The organism is Sphingobium olei (assembly GCF_042678845.1).
Classification (GTDB): domain Bacteria; phylum Pseudomonadota; class Alphaproteobacteria; order Sphingomonadales; family Sphingomonadaceae; genus Sphingobium; species Sphingobium olei.
Genome location: NZ_JBHTLS010000135.1, coordinates 151,661 through 172,728, shown reverse-complemented (window position 1 = coordinate 172,728; position 21,068 = coordinate 151,661). Strand labels below are relative to the sequence as shown.

At 64.7% G+C, this 21,068-nt stretch carries 23 protein-coding genes and 1 tRNA gene; 18 read left to right on the top strand and 6 right to left on the bottom strand.

Going from position 1 to position 21,068, the window contains the following annotated elements; all coding sequences use genetic code 11:
• Positions 1-39 precede the first annotated feature (39 nt).
• Together ACFQ24_RS20615 and ACFQ24_RS20610 are read right to left on the bottom strand one after the other, a co-directional pair.
• Complete coding sequence (locus ACFQ24_RS20615) at positions 40-201, bottom strand: Flp family type IVb pilin (protein ID WP_380914699.1); 162 nt, start codon at positions 199-201, stop codon at positions 40-42.
• A 70-nt stretch (positions 202-271) separates the two neighbouring features.
• The gene (locus ACFQ24_RS20610; RefSeq protein ID WP_380914697.1) at positions 272-1,276 is read right to left on the bottom strand and encodes an NAD(P)H-quinone oxidoreductase; all 1,005 of its coding nucleotides are present in this window, start codon (positions 1,274-1,276) and stop codon (positions 272-274) included.
• Between the two features lie 90 nt (positions 1,277-1,366).
• On the opposite strand from ACFQ24_RS20610, the gene ACFQ24_RS20605 reads away from it, so the two are divergent.
• The 3 genes from ACFQ24_RS20605 to ACFQ24_RS20595 all read left to right on the top strand — a co-directional run bounded on the left by ACFQ24_RS20605 (position 1,367) and on the right by ACFQ24_RS20595 (position 4,948).
• Positions 1,367-1,564, top strand: a complete 198-nt coding sequence (locus tag ACFQ24_RS20605; protein WP_066763595.1) for a DUF1192 domain-containing protein — start codon at positions 1,367-1,369, stop codon at positions 1,562-1,564.
• A 153-nt stretch (positions 1,565-1,717) separates the two neighbouring features.
• Entirely contained in the window at positions 1,718-4,048 is a 2,331-nt protein-coding gene (gene clpA, locus ACFQ24_RS20600; protein ID WP_380914694.1) for an ATP-dependent Clp protease ATP-binding subunit ClpA, read from the top strand.
• A gap of 183 nt (positions 4,049-4,231) precedes the next feature.
• Positions 4,232-4,948, top strand: a complete 717-nt coding sequence (locus ACFQ24_RS20595) for a hypothetical protein (RefSeq protein WP_380914693.1) — start codon at positions 4,232-4,234, stop codon at positions 4,946-4,948.
• 178 nt (positions 4,949-5,126) lie between these two features.
• On the opposite strand, the gene ACFQ24_RS20590 is transcribed toward ACFQ24_RS20595, so the two are convergent.
• Entirely contained in the window at positions 5,127-6,908 is a 1,782-nt protein-coding gene (locus ACFQ24_RS20590) for an ABC-F family ATP-binding cassette domain-containing protein (RefSeq protein WP_380914691.1), read from the bottom strand.
• Positions 6,909-7,049: 141 nt separating this feature from the next.
• On the opposite strand from ACFQ24_RS20590, the gene ACFQ24_RS20585 reads away from it, so the two are divergent.
• The 13 genes from ACFQ24_RS20585 to ACFQ24_RS20525 all read left to right on the top strand — a co-directional run bounded on the left by ACFQ24_RS20585 (position 7,050) and on the right by ACFQ24_RS20525 (position 17,777).
• Positions 7,050-7,781 (top strand): SIMPL domain-containing protein, encoded by a 732-nt coding sequence (locus ACFQ24_RS20585; protein ID WP_380914689.1) that lies wholly within the window; start codon positions 7,050-7,052, stop codon positions 7,779-7,781.
• Positions 7,782-7,856: 75 nt separating this feature from the next.
• Positions 7,857-8,195, top strand: a complete 339-nt coding sequence (locus tag ACFQ24_RS20580; RefSeq protein ID WP_380914687.1) for a hypothetical protein — start codon at positions 7,857-7,859, stop codon at positions 8,193-8,195.
• Between the two features lie 47 nt (positions 8,196-8,242).
• Entirely contained in the window at positions 8,243-8,908 is a 666-nt protein-coding gene (locus ACFQ24_RS20575) for a response regulator transcription factor (protein WP_380914685.1), read from the top strand.
• A 72-nt stretch (positions 8,909-8,980) separates the two neighbouring features.
• On the top strand, positions 8,981-10,288 hold the full coding sequence (locus ACFQ24_RS20570; protein ID WP_380915435.1) for a sensor histidine kinase: 1,308 nt from the start codon (positions 8,981-8,983) through the stop codon (positions 10,286-10,288).
• Positions 10,289-10,377: 89 nt separating this feature from the next.
• Positions 10,378-10,731 (top strand): YbaN family protein, encoded by a 354-nt coding sequence (locus tag ACFQ24_RS20565; protein ID WP_380914683.1) that lies wholly within the window; start codon positions 10,378-10,380, stop codon positions 10,729-10,731.
• Between the two features lie 79 nt (positions 10,732-10,810).
• The gene (locus ACFQ24_RS20560; protein WP_380914681.1) at positions 10,811-11,722 is read left to right on the top strand and encodes a YihY/virulence factor BrkB family protein; all 912 of its coding nucleotides are present in this window, start codon (positions 10,811-10,813) and stop codon (positions 11,720-11,722) included.
• 79 nt (positions 11,723-11,801) lie between these two features.
• Positions 11,802-11,877 (top strand) — tRNA-Trp (locus tag ACFQ24_RS20555).
• 168 nt (positions 11,878-12,045) lie between these two features.
• Positions 12,046-12,255: a preprotein translocase subunit SecE gene (gene secE, locus ACFQ24_RS20550; RefSeq protein ID WP_380914679.1), complete on the top strand. Its 210-nt coding sequence runs from the start codon at positions 12,046-12,048 to the stop codon at positions 12,253-12,255.
• A 27-nt stretch (positions 12,256-12,282) separates the two neighbouring features.
• Positions 12,283-12,819, top strand: coding sequence for a transcription termination/antitermination protein NusG (gene nusG / locus ACFQ24_RS20545; RefSeq protein WP_380914677.1), 537 nt, complete (start codon positions 12,283-12,285; stop codon positions 12,817-12,819).
• Between the two features lie 187 nt (positions 12,820-13,006).
• Positions 13,007-13,438: a 50S ribosomal protein L11 gene (gene rplK / locus ACFQ24_RS20540; protein ID WP_380914675.1), complete on the top strand. Its 432-nt coding sequence runs from the start codon at positions 13,007-13,009 to the stop codon at positions 13,436-13,438.
• A gap of 4 nt (positions 13,439-13,442) precedes the next feature.
• Positions 13,443-14,141 (top strand): 50S ribosomal protein L1, encoded by a 699-nt coding sequence (gene rplA / locus ACFQ24_RS20535; RefSeq protein ID WP_066763562.1) that lies wholly within the window; start codon positions 13,443-13,445, stop codon positions 14,139-14,141.
• 316 nt (positions 14,142-14,457) lie between these two features.
• On the top strand, positions 14,458-16,188 hold the full coding sequence (locus tag ACFQ24_RS20530; RefSeq protein WP_380914673.1) for a DEAD/DEAH box helicase: 1,731 nt from the start codon (positions 14,458-14,460) through the stop codon (positions 16,186-16,188).
• Between the two features lie 50 nt (positions 16,189-16,238).
• Positions 16,239-17,777 (top strand): cryptochrome/photolyase family protein, encoded by a 1,539-nt coding sequence (locus tag ACFQ24_RS20525; protein ID WP_380914671.1) that lies wholly within the window; start codon positions 16,239-16,241, stop codon positions 17,775-17,777.
• Here the strand turns inward: ACFQ24_RS20525 and ybaL are convergent.
• The 3 genes from ybaL to ACFQ24_RS20510 are packed head-to-tail and all read right to left on the bottom strand — an operon-like array spanning position 17,774 to position 20,047.
• Entirely contained in the window at positions 17,774-19,405 is a 1,632-nt protein-coding gene (ybaL, locus tag ACFQ24_RS20520; RefSeq protein WP_380914669.1) for a YbaL family putative K(+) efflux transporter, read from the bottom strand. The genes ACFQ24_RS20525 and ybaL overlap by 4 nt on opposite strands.
• Positions 19,406-19,465: 60 nt before the next feature.
• Positions 19,466-19,591, bottom strand: coding sequence for a hypothetical protein (locus tag ACFQ24_RS20515; RefSeq protein ID WP_380914667.1), 126 nt, complete (start codon positions 19,589-19,591; stop codon positions 19,466-19,468).
• A gap of 60 nt (positions 19,592-19,651) precedes the next feature.
• Positions 19,652-20,047, bottom strand: a complete 396-nt coding sequence (locus ACFQ24_RS20510; protein WP_380914665.1) for a hypothetical protein — start codon at positions 20,045-20,047, stop codon at positions 19,652-19,654.
• A gap of 189 nt (positions 20,048-20,236) precedes the next feature.
• Between ACFQ24_RS20510 and rplU the strand changes: the two genes are divergently transcribed.
• The gene (gene rplU / locus ACFQ24_RS20505; RefSeq protein ID WP_380914663.1) at positions 20,237-20,533 is read left to right on the top strand and encodes a 50S ribosomal protein L21; all 297 of its coding nucleotides are present in this window, start codon (positions 20,237-20,239) and stop codon (positions 20,531-20,533) included.
• Positions 20,534-20,566: 33 nt separating this feature from the next.
• A complete protein-coding gene (rpmA, locus tag ACFQ24_RS20500) occupies positions 20,567-20,836 on the top strand; it encodes a 50S ribosomal protein L27 (protein WP_066763545.1) in 270 nt (89 codons plus the stop codon).
• The last annotated feature ends 232 nt before the right edge of the window (positions 20,837-21,068 follow it).

Genomic DNA, 21,068 nt, shown 5'->3' with positions numbered 1-21,068 from the left:
GCGACCGTGCCAGCGCGGCGCTGCGCCGCCAGGCGCGCGTCATTTCAGGTTGCCGCTCACATTGTTGAACGTGCGGCCCAGCTTGGTGCCGAGGCTGCTCATCGCACCGATCGCAGCGATGGCGATCAGGGCGGCAATCAGACCATATTCGATGGCGGTCGCGCCTTCGCGCTCGCGCAATAATTTTCTGAAAAAGGCCATTGTAGAGTCCTCCGGATGCGTCGAAACCATCCATTATCGCTACAGCCTTATCATCCCGTTAAGGTTATCGTTACACGATAAGCACGATCTTCCCGAAATGCTTGCCGGCGTCCATGCGGGCGTGGGCGCTGGCGGCGTCGGTCAGCGCGAACGTGCGATCCATGGCCGGGCGCAACTTTCCTTCGGCAACGAACGGCCAGACGGTGCGGATCAGTTCGTCGGCGACCAGGCTCTTGAAGCCGACCGAGCGGGCGCGCAGCGTGGAGCCGGTGAGCGTCAGCCGGCGTTGCATGATGGCGGGGATGAACAGCTCCGCCTTCGGCCCGCCCAGCGTGGCTATGGACACATGGCGGCCATCCTCCGCCAGGCAGGCGATGTTGCGTGGCAGATAGTCGCCGCCCACCATGTCGAGCACCGCCTGCACCCCCTGCCCGCCGCTGATGCGCTTCACTTCCTCAGCATAATCCTGTGTCTTGTAGTTGATCGCATGATCCGCCCCCCATGCCTTCGCCTGCGCGCACTTGTCGTCCGACCCGCAGGTGACGATCACCTGCACGCCGAACAGGTTGCACAGGCGGATCGCCATCGTGCCGATGCCGCTGGTGCCGCCATGGACCAGCGCGGTGTCGCCCGCGACGACATAGGCCCGCTCGAACAGGTTGGTCCACACGGTAAAGAGCGTTTCGGGGAGCGCCGCGGCTTCGGCAAGATCGTAGCCATCGGGCACGGGCAGGCACTGGCCGGCGGGCGCAACCGCATATTCCGCATAGCCACCGCCCGCGATCAGCGCGCAGACCCTTTGCCCCACCAGCATGTCCGAACCGCTGCCCGCGGCGACGATGGTGCCCGCGACTTCCAGGCCGGGAATGTCGGACGCGCCGGGCGGCGGGGGATATTTGCCCTGCCGTTGCAGCACATCCGGCCGGTTCACGCCGGCGGCGGCGACGCGGATCAGCACTTCCTCCGGGCCGGGCGCGGGAACGGGACGCCGCTGCGGCACCAGCACATCCGGCCCGCCGGGCGCGGCGATGCCGATCGCCGTCATTTCGCCCGGCACCGCGAATTCGTCCGCCATTCCCGCCCTCTTCGTTGCGCCGCGTCAAAATCGACCGGCTGCACCCGCGACCTTATTGACAGAGTGGGGATCAGGGTCAACATTACCCTTATGGACATGGACGAGTATCAGCCGCGCAAGAGCGACGATCCTCTGGCCCGCCTGCTGCAACAGGATTTGGGGCCGCTGTCCGTCGCCGAACTGGACGCCCGCATCGCCGCGCTGGAAGCGGAGATCGCACGGACCAGGGCGAAAAAGGAAAGCGCCGTTAACCACAAGGCAAGTGCCGAGGCGCTATTCAGGCGATGAACCCGCGCCCCGCCCCTCTCGCCCGTCAGGGCATCTTCGGGCCGGGGCAGTCAGGCAATTCCGCTGGCAGGGCCATGGCCCTTGATCCCGCGTCGAGCAATGCCGACATCAGGTTCGACACCGCCCCTCATCGGGGCCAGGAGTAGAACGACAATGCCTTCTTTCGCACCCGCCCTCGAAACCACATTGCACAATGCGCTGACGCACGCGTCGGACCGCAAGCATGAATATGCGACGCTGGAGCATCTGCTGCTCGCGCTGATCGACGATGAACATGCGTCGAAGGTGATGCAGGCGTGCGGCGTGGAACTGGGCGAGCTGGGCGACGCGGTGACCCATTATCTGGACACCGAACTCGACAGCCTGAAGGTGGAGGGCGCGTCCGACCCCTCCCCCACCAGCGGTTTCCAGCGCGTCGTGCAACGCGCCATCCTGCACGTCCAGTCGTCCGGCAAGGATGAGGTGACGGGCGCAAACGTGCTGGTCGCGCTTTTTTCGGAACGCGAATCCTACGCCGTCTATTTCCTGCAGCAGCAGGACATGAGCCGTCTCGATGCCGTGAGCTTCATCAGCCACGGCGTCGGCAAGGGCACGCCCCAGCCCGAGCGCCAGGAAACCAAGGGCGCCGCCGAGGAGGAAAAGAAGGTGCAGGACGGCAAGGGCAAGAAGGACAGCGCGCTGGAGCAGTTCACCGTCAACCTCAATGAGAAGGCGGGCCGCGGCAAGGTCGACCCACTGATCGGCCGCTCGGCCGAGGTGGACCGCACCGTGCAGATCCTCTGCCGCCGGTCGAAGAACAACCCGCTCTATGTCGGCGATCCGGGCGTGGGCAAGACGGCGATCGCGGAAGGGCTGGCGCGCAAGATCGTCGAGGGCGACGTGCCCGACGTGCTGAAGGAAGCCGTGATCTATTCGCTCGACATGGGCGCGCTGCTGGCCGGCACCCGCTATCGCGGCGATTTCGAGGAGCGGTTGAAGGCGGTCGTCACCGAACTCGAAAAGATGCCGCATGCTGTGCTCTTCATCGACGAGATCCACACCGTTATCGGCGCGGGCGCGACCAGCGGCGGGGCGATGGATGCGTCCAATCTGCTAAAGCCTGCGCTGTCGGGCGGGACGATCCGCTGCATCGGATCGACCACCTACAAGGAGTTCCGCAATCATTTCGAAAAGGACCGCGCGTTGCTGCGTCGGTTCCAGAAGATCGACGTCAACGAGCCGACGATCGAGGACACGATCAAGATCCTCGCCGGGCTGCGCAGCGCGTTCGAGGAGCATCACCACGTCAAATATACGCCCGACGCGATCAAGGCGGCGGTCGAGCTTTCGGCCCGTTACATCAACGACCGCAAGCTGCCGGACAAGGCGATCGACGTGATCGACGAAGTGGGCGCGATGCAGATGCTGGTCATCCCGTCCAAGCGCAAGAAGACGATCACGCCCAAGGAGATCGAGGCCGTGATCGCGACCATGGCGCGCATTCCGCCCAAGACCGTGTCGTCCGACGACAAGAGCGTGCTGGAATCGCTGACCACGGACCTGAAGCGCGTCGTCTTCGGCCAGGACAAGGCGATCGAGGTGCTGTCCAGCGCGATCAAGCTGTCGCGCGCGGGCCTGCGCGATCCCGACAAGCCGATCGGCAACTATCTCTTTTCCGGCCCCACCGGCGTCGGCAAGACGGAGGTGGCGCGGCAGCTCGCGACCCTGCTCGGCATTCCGCTCCAGCGGTTCGACATGTCCGAATATATGGAGCGCCATTCGGTCAGCCGCCTGATCGGTGCCCCTCCGGGCTATGTCGGCTATGATCAGGGCGGCCTGCTGACCGACGCGGTGGATCAGAATCCGCACAGCGTGCTGCTGCTGGACGAGATCGAGAAGGCGCATCCCGACCTGTTCAACATCCTGTTGCAGGTGATGGACAATGGCCGCCTGACCGATCACCATGGCAAGACGGTGGATTTCCGCAACACCATCCTCATCATGACCACCAATGCCGGTGCGTCGGACATGGCGAAGGAAAGCATCGGCTTCGGCGAACTGTCGCGCGACGACGTGCAGGAGGATGCGGTGAAGAAGCTCTTCACCCCGGAATTCCGCAACCGCCTGGATGCCATCGTGCCGTTCGGTTACCTGCCGCCGGAGATCGTGGCGCGCGTGATCGACAAGTTCGTGCTCCAGCTGGAGCTGCAACTGGCCGACCGCGATGTCCACATCACGCTGGACGAGGCGGCGAAGGCATGGCTGACCGCCAAGGGCTATGACAAGCTCTACGGCGCGCGCCCGATGGGCCGGTTGATGCAGGAGAAGATCAAGCAGCCGCTGGCCGAGGAACTGCTGTTCGGCAAGCTGGTCCATGGCGGCGAGGTGCATGTCCATATGAAGGAGGATGCGGAGGGCGTTCCGGCGCTGGCCTTCGAAATCACCCCCGCCGCGCCCAAGAAGGGCAAGAAGGGCGGCAAGGCGAAGGCCCCTGCTGCGGAGTGAGGCTGGTGGTTATGGGATAACGAAAGGGCGGCTCGGAAGGGCCGCCTTTTGTTTGTTGCGAGTTATCGCTGGTTTGGGTGATTTGCTGAGTGACCCTTAAGCGTCAACATCTCAAAAAGCTGATGTGGCGTCGTGGTGCAAACCTATATTGCAGCGCGAGGCATCGTCGTTCATGTTTGATGAATGACCGGGGGCATCACATTTCAAGATTTCTTCACGCAAGCGATGGGCGAGTTTGGCACAGTCCCTAGGCGCGGACTATTTTGTGTTGCAATAGTGGCAGTGTTAACGGTCTCTACAGACCTATTTTATTGGACCAACGGCTCGAAATTTTCCGACTTGCATTATGCCATTTTAGGCATTCTTATTTTTCCTTGGTTTGTAGCGATATACGCAGTAGCAATGTCGATGATCGAAAGATCGCTATCCGTGTTTGGATTATTCAGGTTTACTGCCATTAATATTGTAACGATGGCACCGATCCTAACTTGTTTGGCGGTTTTGATCTATGCTGCCCGCAACGGCTCGCAGGATGGCTTGACCAGTTTGATCGTCATCGTGTTGCTCTTGATCGGGTTGCTGTTTGTAGCATTCCTCCCTGCGTGGCCGATAGCACAAGCGGTTTCTACGCGATTCGTAAATCCAATGCGGATCGTCAAGGCGACAAAAGGCTATCGTTGGTCTCTGATATTGGTGTTCTTTACGACCAGTAGCGTGAACAAATTTGCTCCCAGCATATCGTCAGCGTCGAACGTCGGGGAAGCGATCGGGCTCGCGTCGATTGATGCTATTGTCACCGCTGCTACGACCCTTTTGACCGCGAGCATTGAGGTGACAGCTTGGAAGTTCGCTTCGAAACGTGACGCTAGCCTCGTCCCCTTTGTGAGCGTCGATTTGTAGAGAGCTTCTCGGTGTGCAGTGAATGTAATAGGTGGGTGTCAGCGGTCGCGCCTTGTTCGTCCTGCCGGGCTTGACCCGGCATCCCGCTTCTTCCCGTGCAAGGTAGCGGGACCCCGGATCAAGTCCCGGGTGACGAAGTAGCGCGATGAGGTGACGGCGCGGGCGATAACGAAGCCGCCTACCCCGCCAGCCCTTCCGCCTTTTCGGCCAGTTCAAGCCAGCGTTCTTCGGCCGCGTCCTTTTCCGCCCGCGCCTTTTCGATAGCCGCTGTCAACGCCGCGAACTTCTTGGGGTCGCGCGTGTAGAGGGCCGGGTCGGCGAGCGCTTCCTCGTCGCGCGCGATGGCGGCTTCCAGTTCTTCGATGCGCTTGGGCAGCAGGTCGAGGTCGCGCTGGTCCTTGTAGCTGAGTTTCGCGGAGGCGGGCCTGGGCGGAGGCGGTGGCGCGGCGTCCTTCTTCTCCGCTTTGGGCGCGCGGCGGGGATCGCGCTTGGCGATCCAGTCGGCGTAGCCGCCGACGATCACGTCCACCGTGCCGGAGCCGTCGAGGCCGAGCGTCACCGTAACCGTCCGGTCGAGGAAGTCGCGGTCGTGGCTGACGATCAGCACGGTGCCGTCATAGTCGGCGATGACTTCCTGGAGCAGGTCGAGCGTTTCGAGATCGAGATCGTTGGTCGGCTCATCCAGCACGAGCAGGTTGGATTCGCGCGCGAACTCCCGCGCGAAGAGCAGCCGCGAGCGCTCGCCGCCCGACAGCGTGCCGACCTTTGCCTCGGCCAATGAAGGGTCGAACAGGAAGTCCTTCAAATAGCCATGAACATGCTTGCGCGCCCCGCGCACGTCGATCCAGTCGCCGCCTTCGGCCAGCACGTCGCGGACGGACTTGTCGCCCTGCATCAGGCTGCGCTGCTGGTCGATAAAGATCATGTCGAGGGTTTTGGCGAGGGTCACTTCGCCGCTGTCAGGCGCGAGTTCGCCGGTGAGCAGTTTCAGGAGCGTCGATTTGCCCGCGCCGTTGCCGCCGACGATGCCAATGCGGTCGCCGCGCTGCACTCGGAGCGAAAAGTCCTTGATGATCGTGCGGTCACCGAAGGACTTGCTGACATGCTCGGCCTTGATGACGCTCTTGGTCTTGCTGTCGTCGCTGGCCACGGCGAGCTTGGCGGTGCCCTGCGGCCCCTGCATCGCGGCACGTTGGGCGCGCATTTCCCAGAGCTTGGCGAGGCGGCCCTGGTTGCGCTTGCGCCGGGCGGTGACGCCACGCTCCAGCCAGTGCGCCTCGATCTTGAGCTTGGCGTCCAGCTTCTCGGCAGCGCGCGCCTCTTCGGCATAGACCGCTTCCATCCATTGTTCGAAGCCGCCGAAGCCGACTTCGTTGCGGCGCATCTGGCCCCGGTCGAGCCACAGCGTCTGGCGGGTGAGGCGCGTCAGGAAGGCGCGGTCGTGGCTGATGACGATGAATGCGCCATTATAGCGCGCCAGCCAGTTTTCCAGCCAGTCTATCGCGGCGATGTCGAGATGGTTGGTCGGCTCGTCCAGCAGCAGCAGGTCGGGTTCGCTGGCGAGTGCGCGGGCGATGGCGGCGCGGCGGCGCTCGCCCCCGCTCGCCGTCTTCGCCTCGCGGCTAAGGTCGATGCCGAGCTGGTCGGCGATCGCTTCGACTTCGTGCGCGGGCGGCGCGAACTCGCCCGCCAGCGCGAAATCGTGCAAGGTGGCGAAGGGCGTGACGTCCGGGTCCTGCTCCAGCGTGATGACGCGCGCGCCGGGCTGGACCGAGCGTGTGCCCTCGTCCGCCTCGATCTGCCCGCCCAGCAGCTTCAGCAGCGTGGTCTTGCCCGCGCCGTTGCGCCCGATCAGCGCCAGCCGGTCGCGCGCACCCACATGGATGTCGATGCCACGAAACAGCCAGTGCGTGCCCTGCGAGAGGCCGAGATTTTCGAAGGAGAGAATGGGAGCCGCCATGGCGGTGCAGCTAGGCGCTTGGACGGGCGCGGGCAAGGGCGATGGAACCACAAAGCTGTCGGACGGCTTTCAACGTGCGACAGCGTCGGTTCATCGCAGCCGTTCCAAATGGACCGCAACATTGCAGAGGAGACTACCCCCATGAAATCCGCTCTCGCCCTGATGGCGCTCGGCGTCGCCGCGCTTCCCGTTACGGCCGTCGCCCAGACCAGCGTGACCATCGCCGAGACCGCTCCAGTCGTGACGCTGAACGTGACCGAGAGCGTGGAGGCCGCACCGGACATCGCTACGGTCGGCACCGGGGTCCAGACCCGCGCCCAGACCGCGCAGGCGGCGATGCAGCAGAATGCAGCGCAGACCGAGAAGCTGATCGCGGCGCTGGCCAAGGCGGGGATCGCCAAGAAGGACATCCAGACCAGCGGCATCAACCTGTCGGCGCAATATGATTACAGCAATCGCGACGGCCAGCCTCAGGTGCCGCGCTTCATCGGCTATGAGGCGTCGAACCAGCTGACGGTGAAGCTGCGCGACATCAAGCGGATCGGCGCATCGCTCGACGCGATGGTGGCGGCGGGTGCGACCAACCTCAACGGGCCGAATTTCTCGATCGACGATCCCTCGCCATTGCATGTGCAGGCGCGCGGGGCGGCGATGAAGACCGCAAAGGCGCAGGCCGATTTCTACGCGCAGGCGGCGGGCTATCGTTCGGCGCGGCTGGTGTCGATCAGCGAAAGCAACAGCGGCGGCATGCCGCCCATGCCGATGCTGCAAAGCGCCCGCTTCAAGGCGGACGCCGCGCCCGCGACTCCGGTCGAACCGGGGCAGGTAAGCGCGTCGGTAACGCTCACGGTGCAGTACGCGCTGGAGAAATAAGGTTTGCGGGGCGCGAACGGCTTCGGCCGCCGCGCCCCCTTTCCTCCCACGCGCCCGCCATTCACCACCTGTTCAATGCCATGCAGCTATGCCATTTGCATGATTATGAAGTGGAAAAGTCTGGCAGCTTCCCTGACCGCAGTCACCGCTCTCGCGCTCACTGTTCCGGTGGCCGACGCCGGCAATCGGCGCGACGAGCAGGACGCCGCCCGCCGCGCGATGCTGGAAGGGCAGGTCATGCCCTTCGCCATGATAAAGCGGCGGGTCGATGCGGCGGTAGGCGGCGCAACCTATGTCGGCAGCGAGTTCGACCCTTCCTCCAACCGTTATCGCCTCAAATATGTGAAGGACGGCAAGGTGATGTGGGTTGATGCCGACGGGCGAACCGGCGATATCATCGGCATGGCGCGCTGATCGGCGCGTCTGCGTAACGACATGCATAACAGAAACGGAAAACGCCCATGCGTCTGCTGATCGTCGAGGATGAACCAAGTCTGGGCCAGCAGCTCCGGACCACGCTGGAGGGGGTCGGCTATGCCGTGGACCTCGCGACGGACGGGGAGGACGGCCATTTCCTGGGCTCCACTGAAAGCTACGACGCGGTGGTGCTGGACCTTGGCCTGCCGACGATCGACGGCCTGACCGTGCTGGACAAGTGGCGCAAGGAAGGCCGCGCCTTTCCCGTGCTGGTGCTGACCGCGCGCGACAGCTGGTCGGACAAGGTGGCGGGGCTGGACGCGGGGGCGGACGATTATCTCGCCAAGCCGTTTCAGAGCGAGGAGTTGATCGCCCGGCTGCGCGCGCTCATTCGCCGCGCGTCCGGCAATGCGTCGAGCGAACTGACTGCTGGCGATGTCCGTCTGGACACGCGGTCGGGCAAGGTGACGCTGAAGGGCGATCCGGTTAAGCTGACGGCGCAGGAATATAAACTGCTGTCCTATCTGCTGCACCACAAGGGCAAGGTGGTGAGCCGCACCGAACTGATCGAACATATTTACGACCAGGATTTCGACCGCGATTCCAACACGATCGAGGTGTTCGTGACGCGCATCCGCAAGAAGCTCGGCGCAGACGTCATCACCACCATCCGCGGGCTTGGCTACAGCCTGGACGAGCCGGGGCGGTAAGCGCCCGGCCTTGTCCTGATGGACGCCCCTTCTCCCTCCGCCGTCCGCTCGACCGGCTCCATATCCCGCCGGATGGTCGGCATTGCGGCGCTGTGGATCAGCGTGCTGCTGATCGGCGGGGGTGTGGCGCTGGACCGGGTACTGAGCGCGGCGATCACGCGCAATTTCGACGACGGCATGAATTATGTGCTGACGGCGATGATCGCCGCGTCGGAGATCGGGCCGGACGGCGAGGTGCTGTTCAACCGCGAACTGGCGGACCAGCGCTTCCTGGAGCCCAATAGCGGCCTCTATTACCAGATCAGCGCCAAGGGGCATGAGGACTGGCGGTCGCGATCGCTGTGGGACCGGGCGCTGAAGGCACCGGCGGAACATCATGACCGGCATCTGCATGTCTATGACAGCAAGCAGTTTCCCGGCGAAGACCTGCGCGTGATGGAGCGCACCGTGATCCTGCCGGGATCGGAGACGCGCTGGCTGTTCATGGTGGCGCAGGCGCGCGAGGGGCTGGACGGCCAGATCAAGACGCTGCGTTCGACGCTGTTCAAGAGCTTTGCTCTGCTGGCCGTGGGCCTGTTCGTGCTTGCCAGCCTGCAGACCTTTTACGGGCTCCGGCCGCTGCGCAAGGTGCGGCTGGAGATCGTGCGGATGCGCGGCGGCGAGAAGAGCCGCGTCACTGAGCCGATGCCGGCCGAGGTGCTGCCGATGGTGGAGGAATTGAACGCCCTGCTCGCCCATAATGAGCGGCAGGCGGAGGAAGCCCGCACCCATGCCGGCAACCTCGCCCATGCACTCAAGACCCCGCTGACCGTCATCATGAACGCGGCGACGGCGCAGTCCCCCGATCTGGGCGACACGGTGATCCGCGAAGCGACGACGATGCGGCGGCAGGTGGACCATCACCTCGCCCGCGCCCGCGCCGTGGGCCGGCGCGGCGTAGCGCAGAGCCGGGCGGAGGTGTGGCCCAGTCTGGAGGCGGTGGAACGCGCGGTGCAGCGCCTCTATCCCGAAGCGCGGATCGACATGGACGGCGACCGGCAGGCGGCGGTGCGGGCGGAACGGCAGGATTTGGACGAGATGCTGGGCAACCTGATCGAAAACGCAGCGAAATATGGCGGTGGCAGCGTGTTTGCGACGGTGATCGCGCGGACCGCCGGCATGGTCGAGATCATGGTCGAGGACGACGGGATGGGCATTCCGCAAGCGGACCGCATCCGCATCTTCGACCGGGGCGTGCGGCTGGATTCGGGCAAGCCCGGCACCGGCCTGGGCCTCGCGATCGTGCGCGACGTGGCGGAAATCTATGGCGGATCGGTGGCGCTGGACGAAAGCGAGGATCTGGGCGGGCTGCTGGTGCGGTTGAAGCTGCCTGCAGCCTGAGGACGGCGCGGCCGCGATCCGGCTTGCCAAGCCGATCCCCGCCTGCGACCAAGGCATGGGGTCGCGGTTGGCCCGGCATTGGACCCTTGATGCGGCGTCAGCTCTACCTCATCGCCGGTTTCGTCTCTATCGGGCTGGGAGCGATCGGGGCGTTTCTGCCACTGCTGCCGACCGTGCCGTTCATGATCCTCGCCGCCTTCTGCTTCGCGCGGTCCAGCCCCCGGCTGGAGGCGAAGCTGCTCGATCATCCGCATTTCGGGCCGCATATCCGGCGCTGGCGGGAACGCGGCGCGATCAGCCGGCGGGGCAAGCAGGCGGCGCTTGGCGCCTTCGCCTTCAGCGTCGTGCTGGCGCTGCTCCTGTCCCCCTGGCCCTGGTTCCTGATCCCGGTCGTCGCGGCTCTGGTGGGCGGCAGCTGGATCTGGACGCGCCCGGAAGCCTGAAAACGCCGCTGTCCCAAGGGGCATCCGCCGGAACCTGCAACCCGTTCGCGCGCTTGCTCTTTTCAGCAAGGGGAACAGCATGACCGATCGGGTGGCGAGCCAAGTGCATGTCGATGCGCCGTGGAAGATCCCGCCGCGCGGCTGGTGGGAGATATTGAAGCGCGTCTATGCCAAAATCGGAACCAACCATCTGAGCCTGCTGGCGGCGGGCGTCGCTTATTATGCCTTTCTGTCGATCGCGCCGCTGCTGGCAGCGGTGGTGCTGACCTACGGCCTGATCGGCGACCCGGCGATGGTGGCGGAGCATGTCCGGTCTATCATCACCGTGGTCCCGCGTGAGGCGGCCAAGCTGATCTTCGACCAGTTGATGGCGGTGGTGACGACAACCAAGCCGGCGGTCGGCTTCGGCCTGCTGCTGGCGCTCGCCTTCGCCGTTTATGGCGCGACCCGCGCTTCGTCGGCAACGATGGAGGCGCTCAACATCGTCTATGAGGAGAAGGAGGCGCGCTCCTTCCTGTCCGTGTATCGCGTGTCCATCGGCATCACGGCGTCGGCGGTGCTGGTGGTGGTGGTCGGCGTGCTGTCCGCTTCGGTGCTCGGCTTCCTGCAGGATCTGGTCAACGGCTGGGGTCCGGTCGCCATCTTCATCGCCAAGGCCGCGACCTGGATCGCCGCCGGCCTGTTCGCCAGCCTGATCTTCGCGCTGATCTACCGATTCGGGCCGCACCGGCGCAAGGCGCGCTGGCAATGGCTGACGGCGGGCTCGTTCACCGCGACCTTGTTCTGGCTGCTGGCGACGCTGGGCGTGTCCTTCTATGTGTCGCGCTTCGGCAATTACAACGAAACCTACGGGTCATTGGGCGCGGTTGTGGTGCTGCAACTATGGCTTTATGTGTCGGCTTTCGTGGTGTTGCTGGGCGCGCAGCTGAACCAGGAGGCCGAGCGGCAGACAAGCGCGGACACGCAGGTCGCGGAACCCGTCCAGCCATGACGCGCCCCACGATAATGGCGCTTGCCCTGCCGACACGCCCACGCTAAAGCGCCCTCCTTCGCTGGCGCAAGGCCGGTGCAGGAGTGTAGCTCAGCTGGTAGAGCGTCGGTCTCCAAAACCGAATGCCGGGGGTTCGAGTCCCTCCACTCCTGCCAGGCGACTGGCCGCGATCCCTTGAAAATCAGGGGATTTGCGTCTAAGTGCGCCAGCGAATTTGGTCGCGGAGCCAAGCGGTCGCACCCCCGGACGTCAAGCAGGCGGGATCGGGAGGGCGGACTGTTGCTCCGCGATTGGTGTTGGTTTCGAAGCGTAGAAGGCAGGCGATGGCGAAGGTTTCTCCGGGCGATTTCGTCAATCAGGTGAAGACCGAAGCGTCGAAGATCGTGTGGCCGACCGGCCGCGAGACGGTGATGACCGGGGTTATGGTCGTCATCATGACGTCGCTGCTCGGCCTCTTCTTCTTCGGCATCGACACCTTCTTCGGCGCGATCGTCCAGTGGCTGCTGGCGCTGGCGTCGGGGCGGGCCGCTTAAGGCGATATGGGAGTTTGAAACGGTAACATGGCGCGCTGGTACATCATCCACGCCTATTCGGGCTTCGAGAACAAGGTCAAGGAATCGATCCTGTCCGAAGCCGAGCGCATGGGCCTCTCCCAGCTGGTCGAGCAGGTCGAGGTGCCCACCGAAACCGTGACCGAGGTGAAGCGGGGCAAGAAGATCCAGGTCGAGCGCAAGTTCATGCCCGGCTATGTCCTTGCCAAGCTGGCCATGAACGACGACATCTATCACCTGGTGAAGAACACCGCCAAGGTGACGGGCTTCCTTGGCCCCAACGGCAAGCCGCAGGCAATCAGCGAGAGCGAGGCCGCGCGCTATTTCGGCGCGCAGAAGGAAGCCGAGGCCGTGCCCAAGCACAAGGTCAATGTCGATTACGAGATCGGCGACAGCGTCAAGGTGCTGGACGGCCCCTTCGCCAGCTTCAACGGGCTGGTCGAGGAACTGGATTTCGAAAAGAACCGGGTCAAGGTGTCGGTGTCGATCTTCGGCCGCGCCACCCCGGTCGAACTGGATTTCGAACAGGTCGAACTGTCGAAGTGATCATACGTCACCCCAGCGAAAGCTGGGGTCTCGTGCCTCGGGCCGCTCCCCTTGCGGCCTGAGATCCCAGCTTTCGCTGGGATGACGATAAGGGGAATGAAATGCGGGAGGAGGCTTGCCTCCGCCTGGACCGCTAAACTTGAACCGGACGCACCCTCGGGCGCGTCCAGCAACAGAGTGAGTGACAATGGCTAAGAAGATTACGGGCTATATCAAGCTCCAGGTGGCGGCCGGCGCCGCCAACCCTTCGCCGCCGATCGGCCCTGCCCTGGGTCAGCGCGGCGTCAACATCATGGAATTCTGCAAGGCGTTCAACGCCGCGACGGACAAGATGGAAAAGGGCACCCCGCTGCCGACCATCATCACCGTCTATGCGGACCGTTCCTTCACCTTCGTGACGAAGCAGCCGCCGGCCACCTATCTCATCAAGAAGGCCGTCAACCTGAAGTCGGGCTCCAAGGAGCCGGGCAAGGTCGTCGCCGGAAAGATCAAGCGTTCGCAGCTGACCGAGATCGCGCAGGCCAAGATGGCCGACCTGAACGCGAACGACATCGATGCGGCGACGAAGATCATCGAAGGCTCCGCTCGCGCGATGGGCCTCGAAGTGGTGGAGGGCTAAGGACATGGCAAAGCTGACGAAGAAGGCGAAGGCCCTGGCCGCTGCGGTCGACCGCGAGAAGCTGCACGGCGTCGACGAGGCGCTGGGCCTGATCAAGACCCACGCGACCGCCAAGTTCGACGAGAGCGTCGAGATCGCCATCAACCTGGGCGTCGATCCGCGTCATGCCGACCAGATGGTCCGTGGCGTGGTGACCCTGCCCGCCGGCACCGGCAAGGATGTGCGCGTCGCCGTGTTCGCCCGCAATGACAAGGCTCAGGCGGCGCTCGACGCCGGCGCCGACGTCGTGGGCGCGGAAGACCTGCTCGAATCGATCCAGGCCGGCAACATCGACTTCCAGCGCGTGATCGCCACCCCCGACATGATGGGTCTGGTGGGTCGCCTGGGCAAGGTGCTGGGCCCCAAGGGCCTGATGCCGAACCCGAAGCTGGGCACCGTGACGCCGAACGTCGCCGAAGCCGTGAAGGCCGCCAAGGGTGGCCAGATCGAATTCCGCGTCGAGAAGGCGGGCATCATCCACGCCGGCCTCGGCAAGGCGAGCTTCACCGCCGAAGACCTGCGCAAGAATTTCGACGCCTTCGTTGACGCGATCGTCAAGGCGAAGCCGTCGGGTTCGAAGGGCAAATATGTCCGCAAGATCGCCCTGTCGTCCTCGATGGGTCCGGGCGTGAAGGTCGACGTGGCGGAAGTCGCCTCGATCTGATCGGCTGACGTAAAAAGATAAAGGGAGCCTCCTTCCTCGACACGGGGAAGGAGGTTTTCTTGTTTGGAGGGCTTGCTGCCCCTATTTTTACCCCTCACCCGGACTAGACCCGGGTTCCCGCCTTCCTGGAACGTTTCCTAAAATGAAAGCGGGATGCCGGATCATGTCCGGCATGACGAAGGAGCGCGAAATTCTCGCTCCCCATCAAACGCGGAGCATCTGACCTGCCGCTCCGGGCTTTCCTGTTGGAAGCACAAATGGTCGTTCGTATCCGTCGGTGATGGCGGGTCGCTTTTTACCGATGGAAAACAAGAATATGGCATTTGATACCCTTCCCGCCCTCCTGTCCCAGGCGCTTGTCGCCAAGGGCTATGAGGCGCTGACCCCCGTCCAGTCCGAAGTTACGCAGGAGGACGCGCATGGCCGCGACCTGCTGGTGTCGGCGCAGACCGGCTCCGGCAAGACCGTCGCCTTCGGCCTTGCCATGGCGGGCGAATTGCTGGGCGATGCGGATCGCCTGCCCGTCGCGGGCCTGCCGCTGGCGCTGGTCATCGCGCCGACGCGCGAGCTGGCATTGCAGGTCAGCCGCGAGCTGGAATGGCTCTATGGCGCGGCGCGCGCGCGGATCGCGACCTGCGTCGGCGGCATGGACGCCGCGAAGGAGCGCCGCAACCTCAGCCACGGCGCGCATATTGTGGTCGGGACGCCCGGCCGCCTGCGCGACCATCTGGAGCGCGGGGCGCTGGACCTGTCCGCCGTGCGGACGGTGGTGCTGGACGAGGCCGACGAGATGCTCGACATGGGCTTCCGCGAGGATCTGGAAGGCATACTCGACAGCGCGCCGGAAGGCCGCCGCACCCTGCTCTTCTCCGCCACCATGCCCAAGCCCATCGTGGCGCTCGCCAAGCGCTATCAGAAGGATGCGCTGCGCATATCGACCATGAGCGAGGAGCGCGGCCATGGCGACATCAGCTATCAGGCGGTGACGGTCGCGCCGTCCGACATCGAACATGCCGTGGTGAACCTGCTGCGCTATCACGAGGCGGAAACGGCCATTCTGTTCTGCGCCACGCGCGACAATGTACGGCACCTGCACGCCAGCCTGACCGAACGCGGGTTCGCAGTCGTGGCGCTGTCGGGCGAGCATAGCCAGAACGAGCGCAACCATGCGCTGCAGGCGCTGCGCGACAAGCGGGCGCGGGTATGCGTGGCGACCGACGTGGCCGCGCGCGGCATCGACCTGCCTTCGCTGAGCCTGGTCGTCCATGTCGAACTGCCGCGCGACGCGGAAACGATGCAGCACCGCTCGGGCCGGACGGGTCGCGCGGGCAAGAAGGGGACGGCGGTCCTCATCGTACCCTATCCGCGGCGCCGCCGGGTCGAATCCATGCTGCGCGGGGCGAAGATTCCGGTCGAATGGGGCACGCCGCCGAGTCGGGAGGCAATCCTGGAACAGGACAATGCCCGCCTGCGCGCCAGCCTGATGGAAAAAGCGGAGCTGGACGAGGCGGACTGGGCGCTGGGCGCGGAGTTGCTGGCCGAGAAAAGCGCCAAGGAAATCGCGGCGATGCTGGTGAAGAGCGCCCGCGCCTCGCTTCCTGCACCGGAGGAATTGCTCGACCGCAGCGAGGCGCCCGCCCGCAGCGAAGGGCCGCGTCCGGGGTTCGAGGATACGCAGTGGTTCCGCATGGACATCGGCCGCCGCCACAATGCCGATCCGCGCTGGATCCTCCCGCTGATCTGCCGGCGCGGCCATGTGTCGCGGCAGGATATCGGCGCGATCCGCATCGCTGCCAACGAAACGATGTTCGAGATACCCAAAGCCATCGCAGGCCGCTTCATCGCGGCGGTGAAGCGCACCGGCCAGGCGAGCGACGAAGGCGCGGACGTGGCGTTCGAGGCGGTCGAGGGCGCGCCGCGCGAACAGGCGCGGGAGAACAAGCGGCAGGGCAATCGCCCCAACGATCGCGGGCCGCGTCCGGGCGGCTATGCGCCCCGGCCTTTCAAGGGGGGCGGCGGGCGCAAGGGACCGCCGCGGGGCCGCTGACCTTTAAGACAGGCTAGGAGCGAAAGGGCCGCTCGTTCATTCCCGTCAGGATGAGCGACGGCCCTTTTCTCGTTCCGGTGCTGGGCGACCAGCTGAGCCTCGACCTTGCCTCGCTGCGCGCGGTGGAGAAGGGCAAGGCCGTCATCCTGATGATGGAGGTCGCGGGCGAGACGACCTATGTGAAGCATCACAAGGCGAAGATCGCCTTCATCCTGTCGGCGATGCGTCACCATGCCGACGTCCTGCGCAAGGACGGGTGGATGGTCGATTATGTCAGGCTGGACGATCCCGGCAATACAGGCTCCTTCACCGGGGAGGTGGCGCGGGCGGTCGAGCGGCTTCAGGCCAGCGCCATCCATGTGACCGAGGCGGGCGAGTGGCGCGTCCGGGCGATGCTGGAAAGCTGGGCCGATCGCTTTTCCATCCCTGTCACCATCCATGAGGATGACCGCTTCCTCTGCTCCCATGCCGAATTCGACACTTGGGCGGCCGCGCGCAAGCAGATGCGGATGGAGTTTTTCTACCGCGACATGCGGCGCAAGACCGGGCTGCTGCTGGACGAGGACGGCCAGCCCGAAGGCGGGCAATGGAATTATGATGCGGAGAACCGCAAGCCTGCGCCCAGCCGTGACCTGCTGATGCCGCAGCCGATCCGCTTCCGCCCCGATGCCGTCACGAAAGAGGTGCTGGGAATGGTGGCGGAGCGTTTCGCCGACCATATCGGCAGCCTCGACCAGTTTCATTTTGCGGTCACCCGCGCCGATGCGCTGCGCCAGCAGAAGCGCTTTCTCGACGAGGCGCTGCCGCGCTTCGGCGACTATCAGGACGCGATGCTGACCGACGAGCCGTTCCTATGGCACTCGATCCTGTCGCCCTATATCAATGCGGGACTGCTCGACCCGCTCGGCCTGTGCCGGGAAGTGGAGAAACGCTATCGCGCGGGCAAGGTGCCGCTCAACTGCGCGGAGGGCTTCATTCGCCAGATCATCGGCTGGCGAGAATATGTGCGCGGCGTCTACTGGCACGAAGGGCCGGACTATGGGTCGCGCAATGCGCTCAATGCCACGCGCGACTTGCCCGGCTTCTACTGGACCGGCGAGACGGACATGCACTGTATGGCGCAAGCCATCGGCCAGACCATAACCCAAGCCTACGCCCACCATATCCAGCGGCTGATGATAACCGGCAATTTCGCGCTGATCGCCGGGATCGACCCGCATCAGGTGCATGTCTGGTATCTGGAGGTCTATGCCGACGCCTATGAATGGGTCGAGATGCCCAATACGGTGGGCATGGCGCTGTTCGCGGATGGCGGGCTGCTTGGGTCGAAGCCCTATGCGGCAGGCGGTGCCTATATCAACCGCATGTCGGATTATTGCGGCAAGTGCCGGTACGACGTGAAGAAGCGCGTGGGCGAGGACGCCTGCCCGTTCAATGCGCTCTACTGGGACTTCATCGCGCGTAACGAAAGGAAACTGGCGCGCAATCCGCGCATGGCGATGCCCTATCGAAATTGGGAGCGGATGAAGGAGGAGGACCGCGCCGCCATCCGCGAACGGGCGGCGCGGTTCCTCTCATCCCTCGCCTAACGCGCGCCGCAGAGCGTCAACATGCGCGCCGCCAGTTCGCGTTCGCCCATGACGATGTGTGGGACGCCGAGCGATTCGAGATGCGCCACCTCCGCATCGCTGTGCGCGCGGGCGATGACGGTGAGGTTGGCGTTGAGATGCCGGGCATGTTCGTGGATGGCCCCGCCCTCAAAGCCTTCGGGCACGGCGATCAGCATGTTGCGCGCCTCGCCTATCCCCGCCAAGCGCAGGTGCCGATCCTCCAGCGCGTTGCCGCGCACCACGATATGGCCCGCCTCCCCGGCCTCCTCCGACTTGTCCTTGTCATCCTCTATGACAACAAAATGGACACCCTTGGCGGCCAGTTGCGCCGCGATCAGCTTGCCGACGCGCCCATAGCCGACCAGGATGGTGTGCCCCATCGTCTGCGCCAGCTGGGCGTCGGCGGCGGAGGGCACATCCTCTTCCTTTCGGTGGCTGCGCACGATCATCGAGAAGAGGATGGGGTTCAGGAAGATCGAGACCATCGCGCCTGCCAGGATCAGGTCGCGCGCATCCGCCGGCAGGACGCCGAGGCCCGTGCCGAGCGAGGCGAGGATGAAGGAGAATTCACCGATCTGCGCCAGGCTCGCCGCGATGGTGAGCGCGGTCACGTTCGGATGGCCGAACACGCGGACGATGCCCCAGGCGGCGATCGACTTACCGATGACGATGATGAGCACGGTGGCGAGCAGCGGCAGCGGATGTTCGACCACGATGGACGGGTTGAACAACATGCCGACCGACACGAAGAACAGCACCGCAAAGGCGTCGCGCAGCGGCAGGGTTTCCTCGGTCGCGCGGCGGCTCAAGGGCGTTTCGCCCAGGATCATGCCGGCGAAGAAGGCGCCGAGCGCGAAGGACACGTCGAACACATAGGCCGCACCGAACGCCACGCCCAAGGCGATGGCAAGGACGGCAAGGCGGAACAGCTCGCGTGATCCGGTATGGACTACCCAGTGCAAGGCCCAGGGGATGACGCGCCTGCCGACGACCAGCATGACGACGACGAAGCCGACCACCTTCAGCAAGGTGCCGAGCAGCGGCGCGAGCAAGGCGCTGGCCCCGCCGCCGTCCGCGCTGTTCATCACGGCTGCGAGCGCTGGCAGCAGGACCAGCGCCAGCACCATCACGAGATCCTCGACGATCAGCCAGCCGACCGCGATCCGGCCGCGGCGCGTGTCGACCAGGTCCGCGCCCTGCAAGGCGCGGAGCAGGACGACCGTGCTGGCGACCGACAGAGCGAGGCCGAAGACCAGCCCGCCCATGAGCGTCCAGCCCATCAGGTGCGCAAGGCCCATGCCGAGCAGGGTCGCGACGGCGATCTGCACCAGCGCACCCGGCACTGCGATGTTCTTCACCGACAACAGATCCTTGAGCGAAAAATGCAGGCCGACGCCGAACATCAGCAGGATGACGCCGATCTCCGCCAGTTCGTTGGCAAGGCCGGCGTCCGCGACGAAGCCCGGTGTGAAGGGGCCGACCATGATCCCGGCGACCAGATAGCCGACAAGCGGCGAGAGTTTCAGCCGATGGGCGATGGAGCCCATGATGAAGGCCACGACGAGGCCGGCGACGATCGTGCCGATCAGGGGCGTGTGGTGGGGCATATGTCCCTTTCCAATAACGGGCCGGACGCGGCCGTTCCCACGTCCGGCGGTATTTTCAGATCATTCGACGATGGTCATCATCGTCATGGCGAGCGCGGCGGCGGCAAGCCCCAAGCCGGTCATGACGATCGGCATGAACCACCAGGGCGGCCGGCGGCGGCCGGATCGCGGATCGTCTTCAGGCATGGACTCTCCTCCTGCTGCCGACGAAAGGCCCGCATATGGCGGACCCCTATGTGCGAATCGTCAGGTCAGGGCGGGAGGCGCGCGCGCGTGGCGAGCGCCGGCCAGCGCGGGATGCGGCAGAGGATCGACAAGCCGCCCGAAGCCATGCCCCACGATCGCCGTCCATCCGACCAGCAGGCACAGGGCAGCGATGCACAGGAGAAAGACCGGCAACGAATTGCTGCCGTCGGGCCGTGCGGCTTCGCGCACAGCCACGCGGGGCGCAGTCCGGGCCTTCACCACCACTTCGCTGGTGGCGGGATTGAAGGCGGAACCCCTGGCGCGGCTGAGCGGCGGGCCCAGCGGGGCAAGGGCGGACAGCAGGGTCACGGCGATCAGGGTCCAGAGCGCGGCGAAAAGCGCGGCGCGGCTGCCCGCACCCCTCTCCTTCCGTCGATCCATTCCCATGTGCCGCATCGGCTGCGTCGTTCCTTCCGTTCCAGGTCGAAGATAGGAGGCCGCCCCGCTGAAAACCAGTGCGGAAAGCGCGCCGGATCGGTTGACAGCGCCGCATCATTCCACTAACGGGCCACATTCCCGCGCGGGTCGACAGGATTTCTCCTCGATGATCTGCGTAAAGCAGATTTGAACGAGAAGAGACAAGCCATGTTCGCTATCGTGCGCACGGGCGGCAAGCAGTATCGCGTCGCCGCCGGAGACAAGATCGTCGTTGAAAAGCTGGCTGGTGAAGCCGGCGACAAGATCACGCTGGGCGACGTCCTGCTGGCCGGCGAAGGCGGCGACCTGAAGGACGCGTCGAAGCTGACCGTCGCGGCCGAAATCATCGCGCAGGCGAAGGGCGAGAAGGTCATCGTCTTCAAGAAGCGCCGCCGCCACAATTATCGTCGCAAGAACGGCCACCGCCAGAATCACACGATCCTCAAGATCGTGTCGATCGCCTGAGCCGCAGCGCAACAGATTCAAGGAGTTTAGGTCATGGCACATAAGAAAGCTGGCGGTTCGTCGCGCAACGGTCGCGATTCTGAGTCGAAGCGCCTTGGCGTGAAGAAGTTCGGCGGTCAGGACGTGATCGGCGGCAACATCATCATTCGCCAGCGCGGCACCCGCGTCTATCCGGGCCGCAACGTGGGCATGGGCAAGGACCATACCCTTTTCGCGCTCGGCGAAGGCAAGGTGGTATTCCACACCGGTAAGCTCGGCCGCAAATATGTGTCGGTCGACGCGGTAGCCGAAGCCGCCGAATAACGGACGATCGATGACGGGTCGTCCTTCGCAAGGGGCGATCCTCCCGGGGTTCAGGCACAGCGCCTGACGCCGGCATCCGAGGGAATAAGGGGCGCTCCTCACCGCAGAGGGGCGCCCCTTTTTCGTTGGGCGAAACCCCCTCTCAAAATCCCTCAAGCCTCTGGAACATAACGCCTTCTCGCGCGTCGAGCGGGCGCAAACCATCCAGAGCGAACCGTCGTCAAGCCGTCAT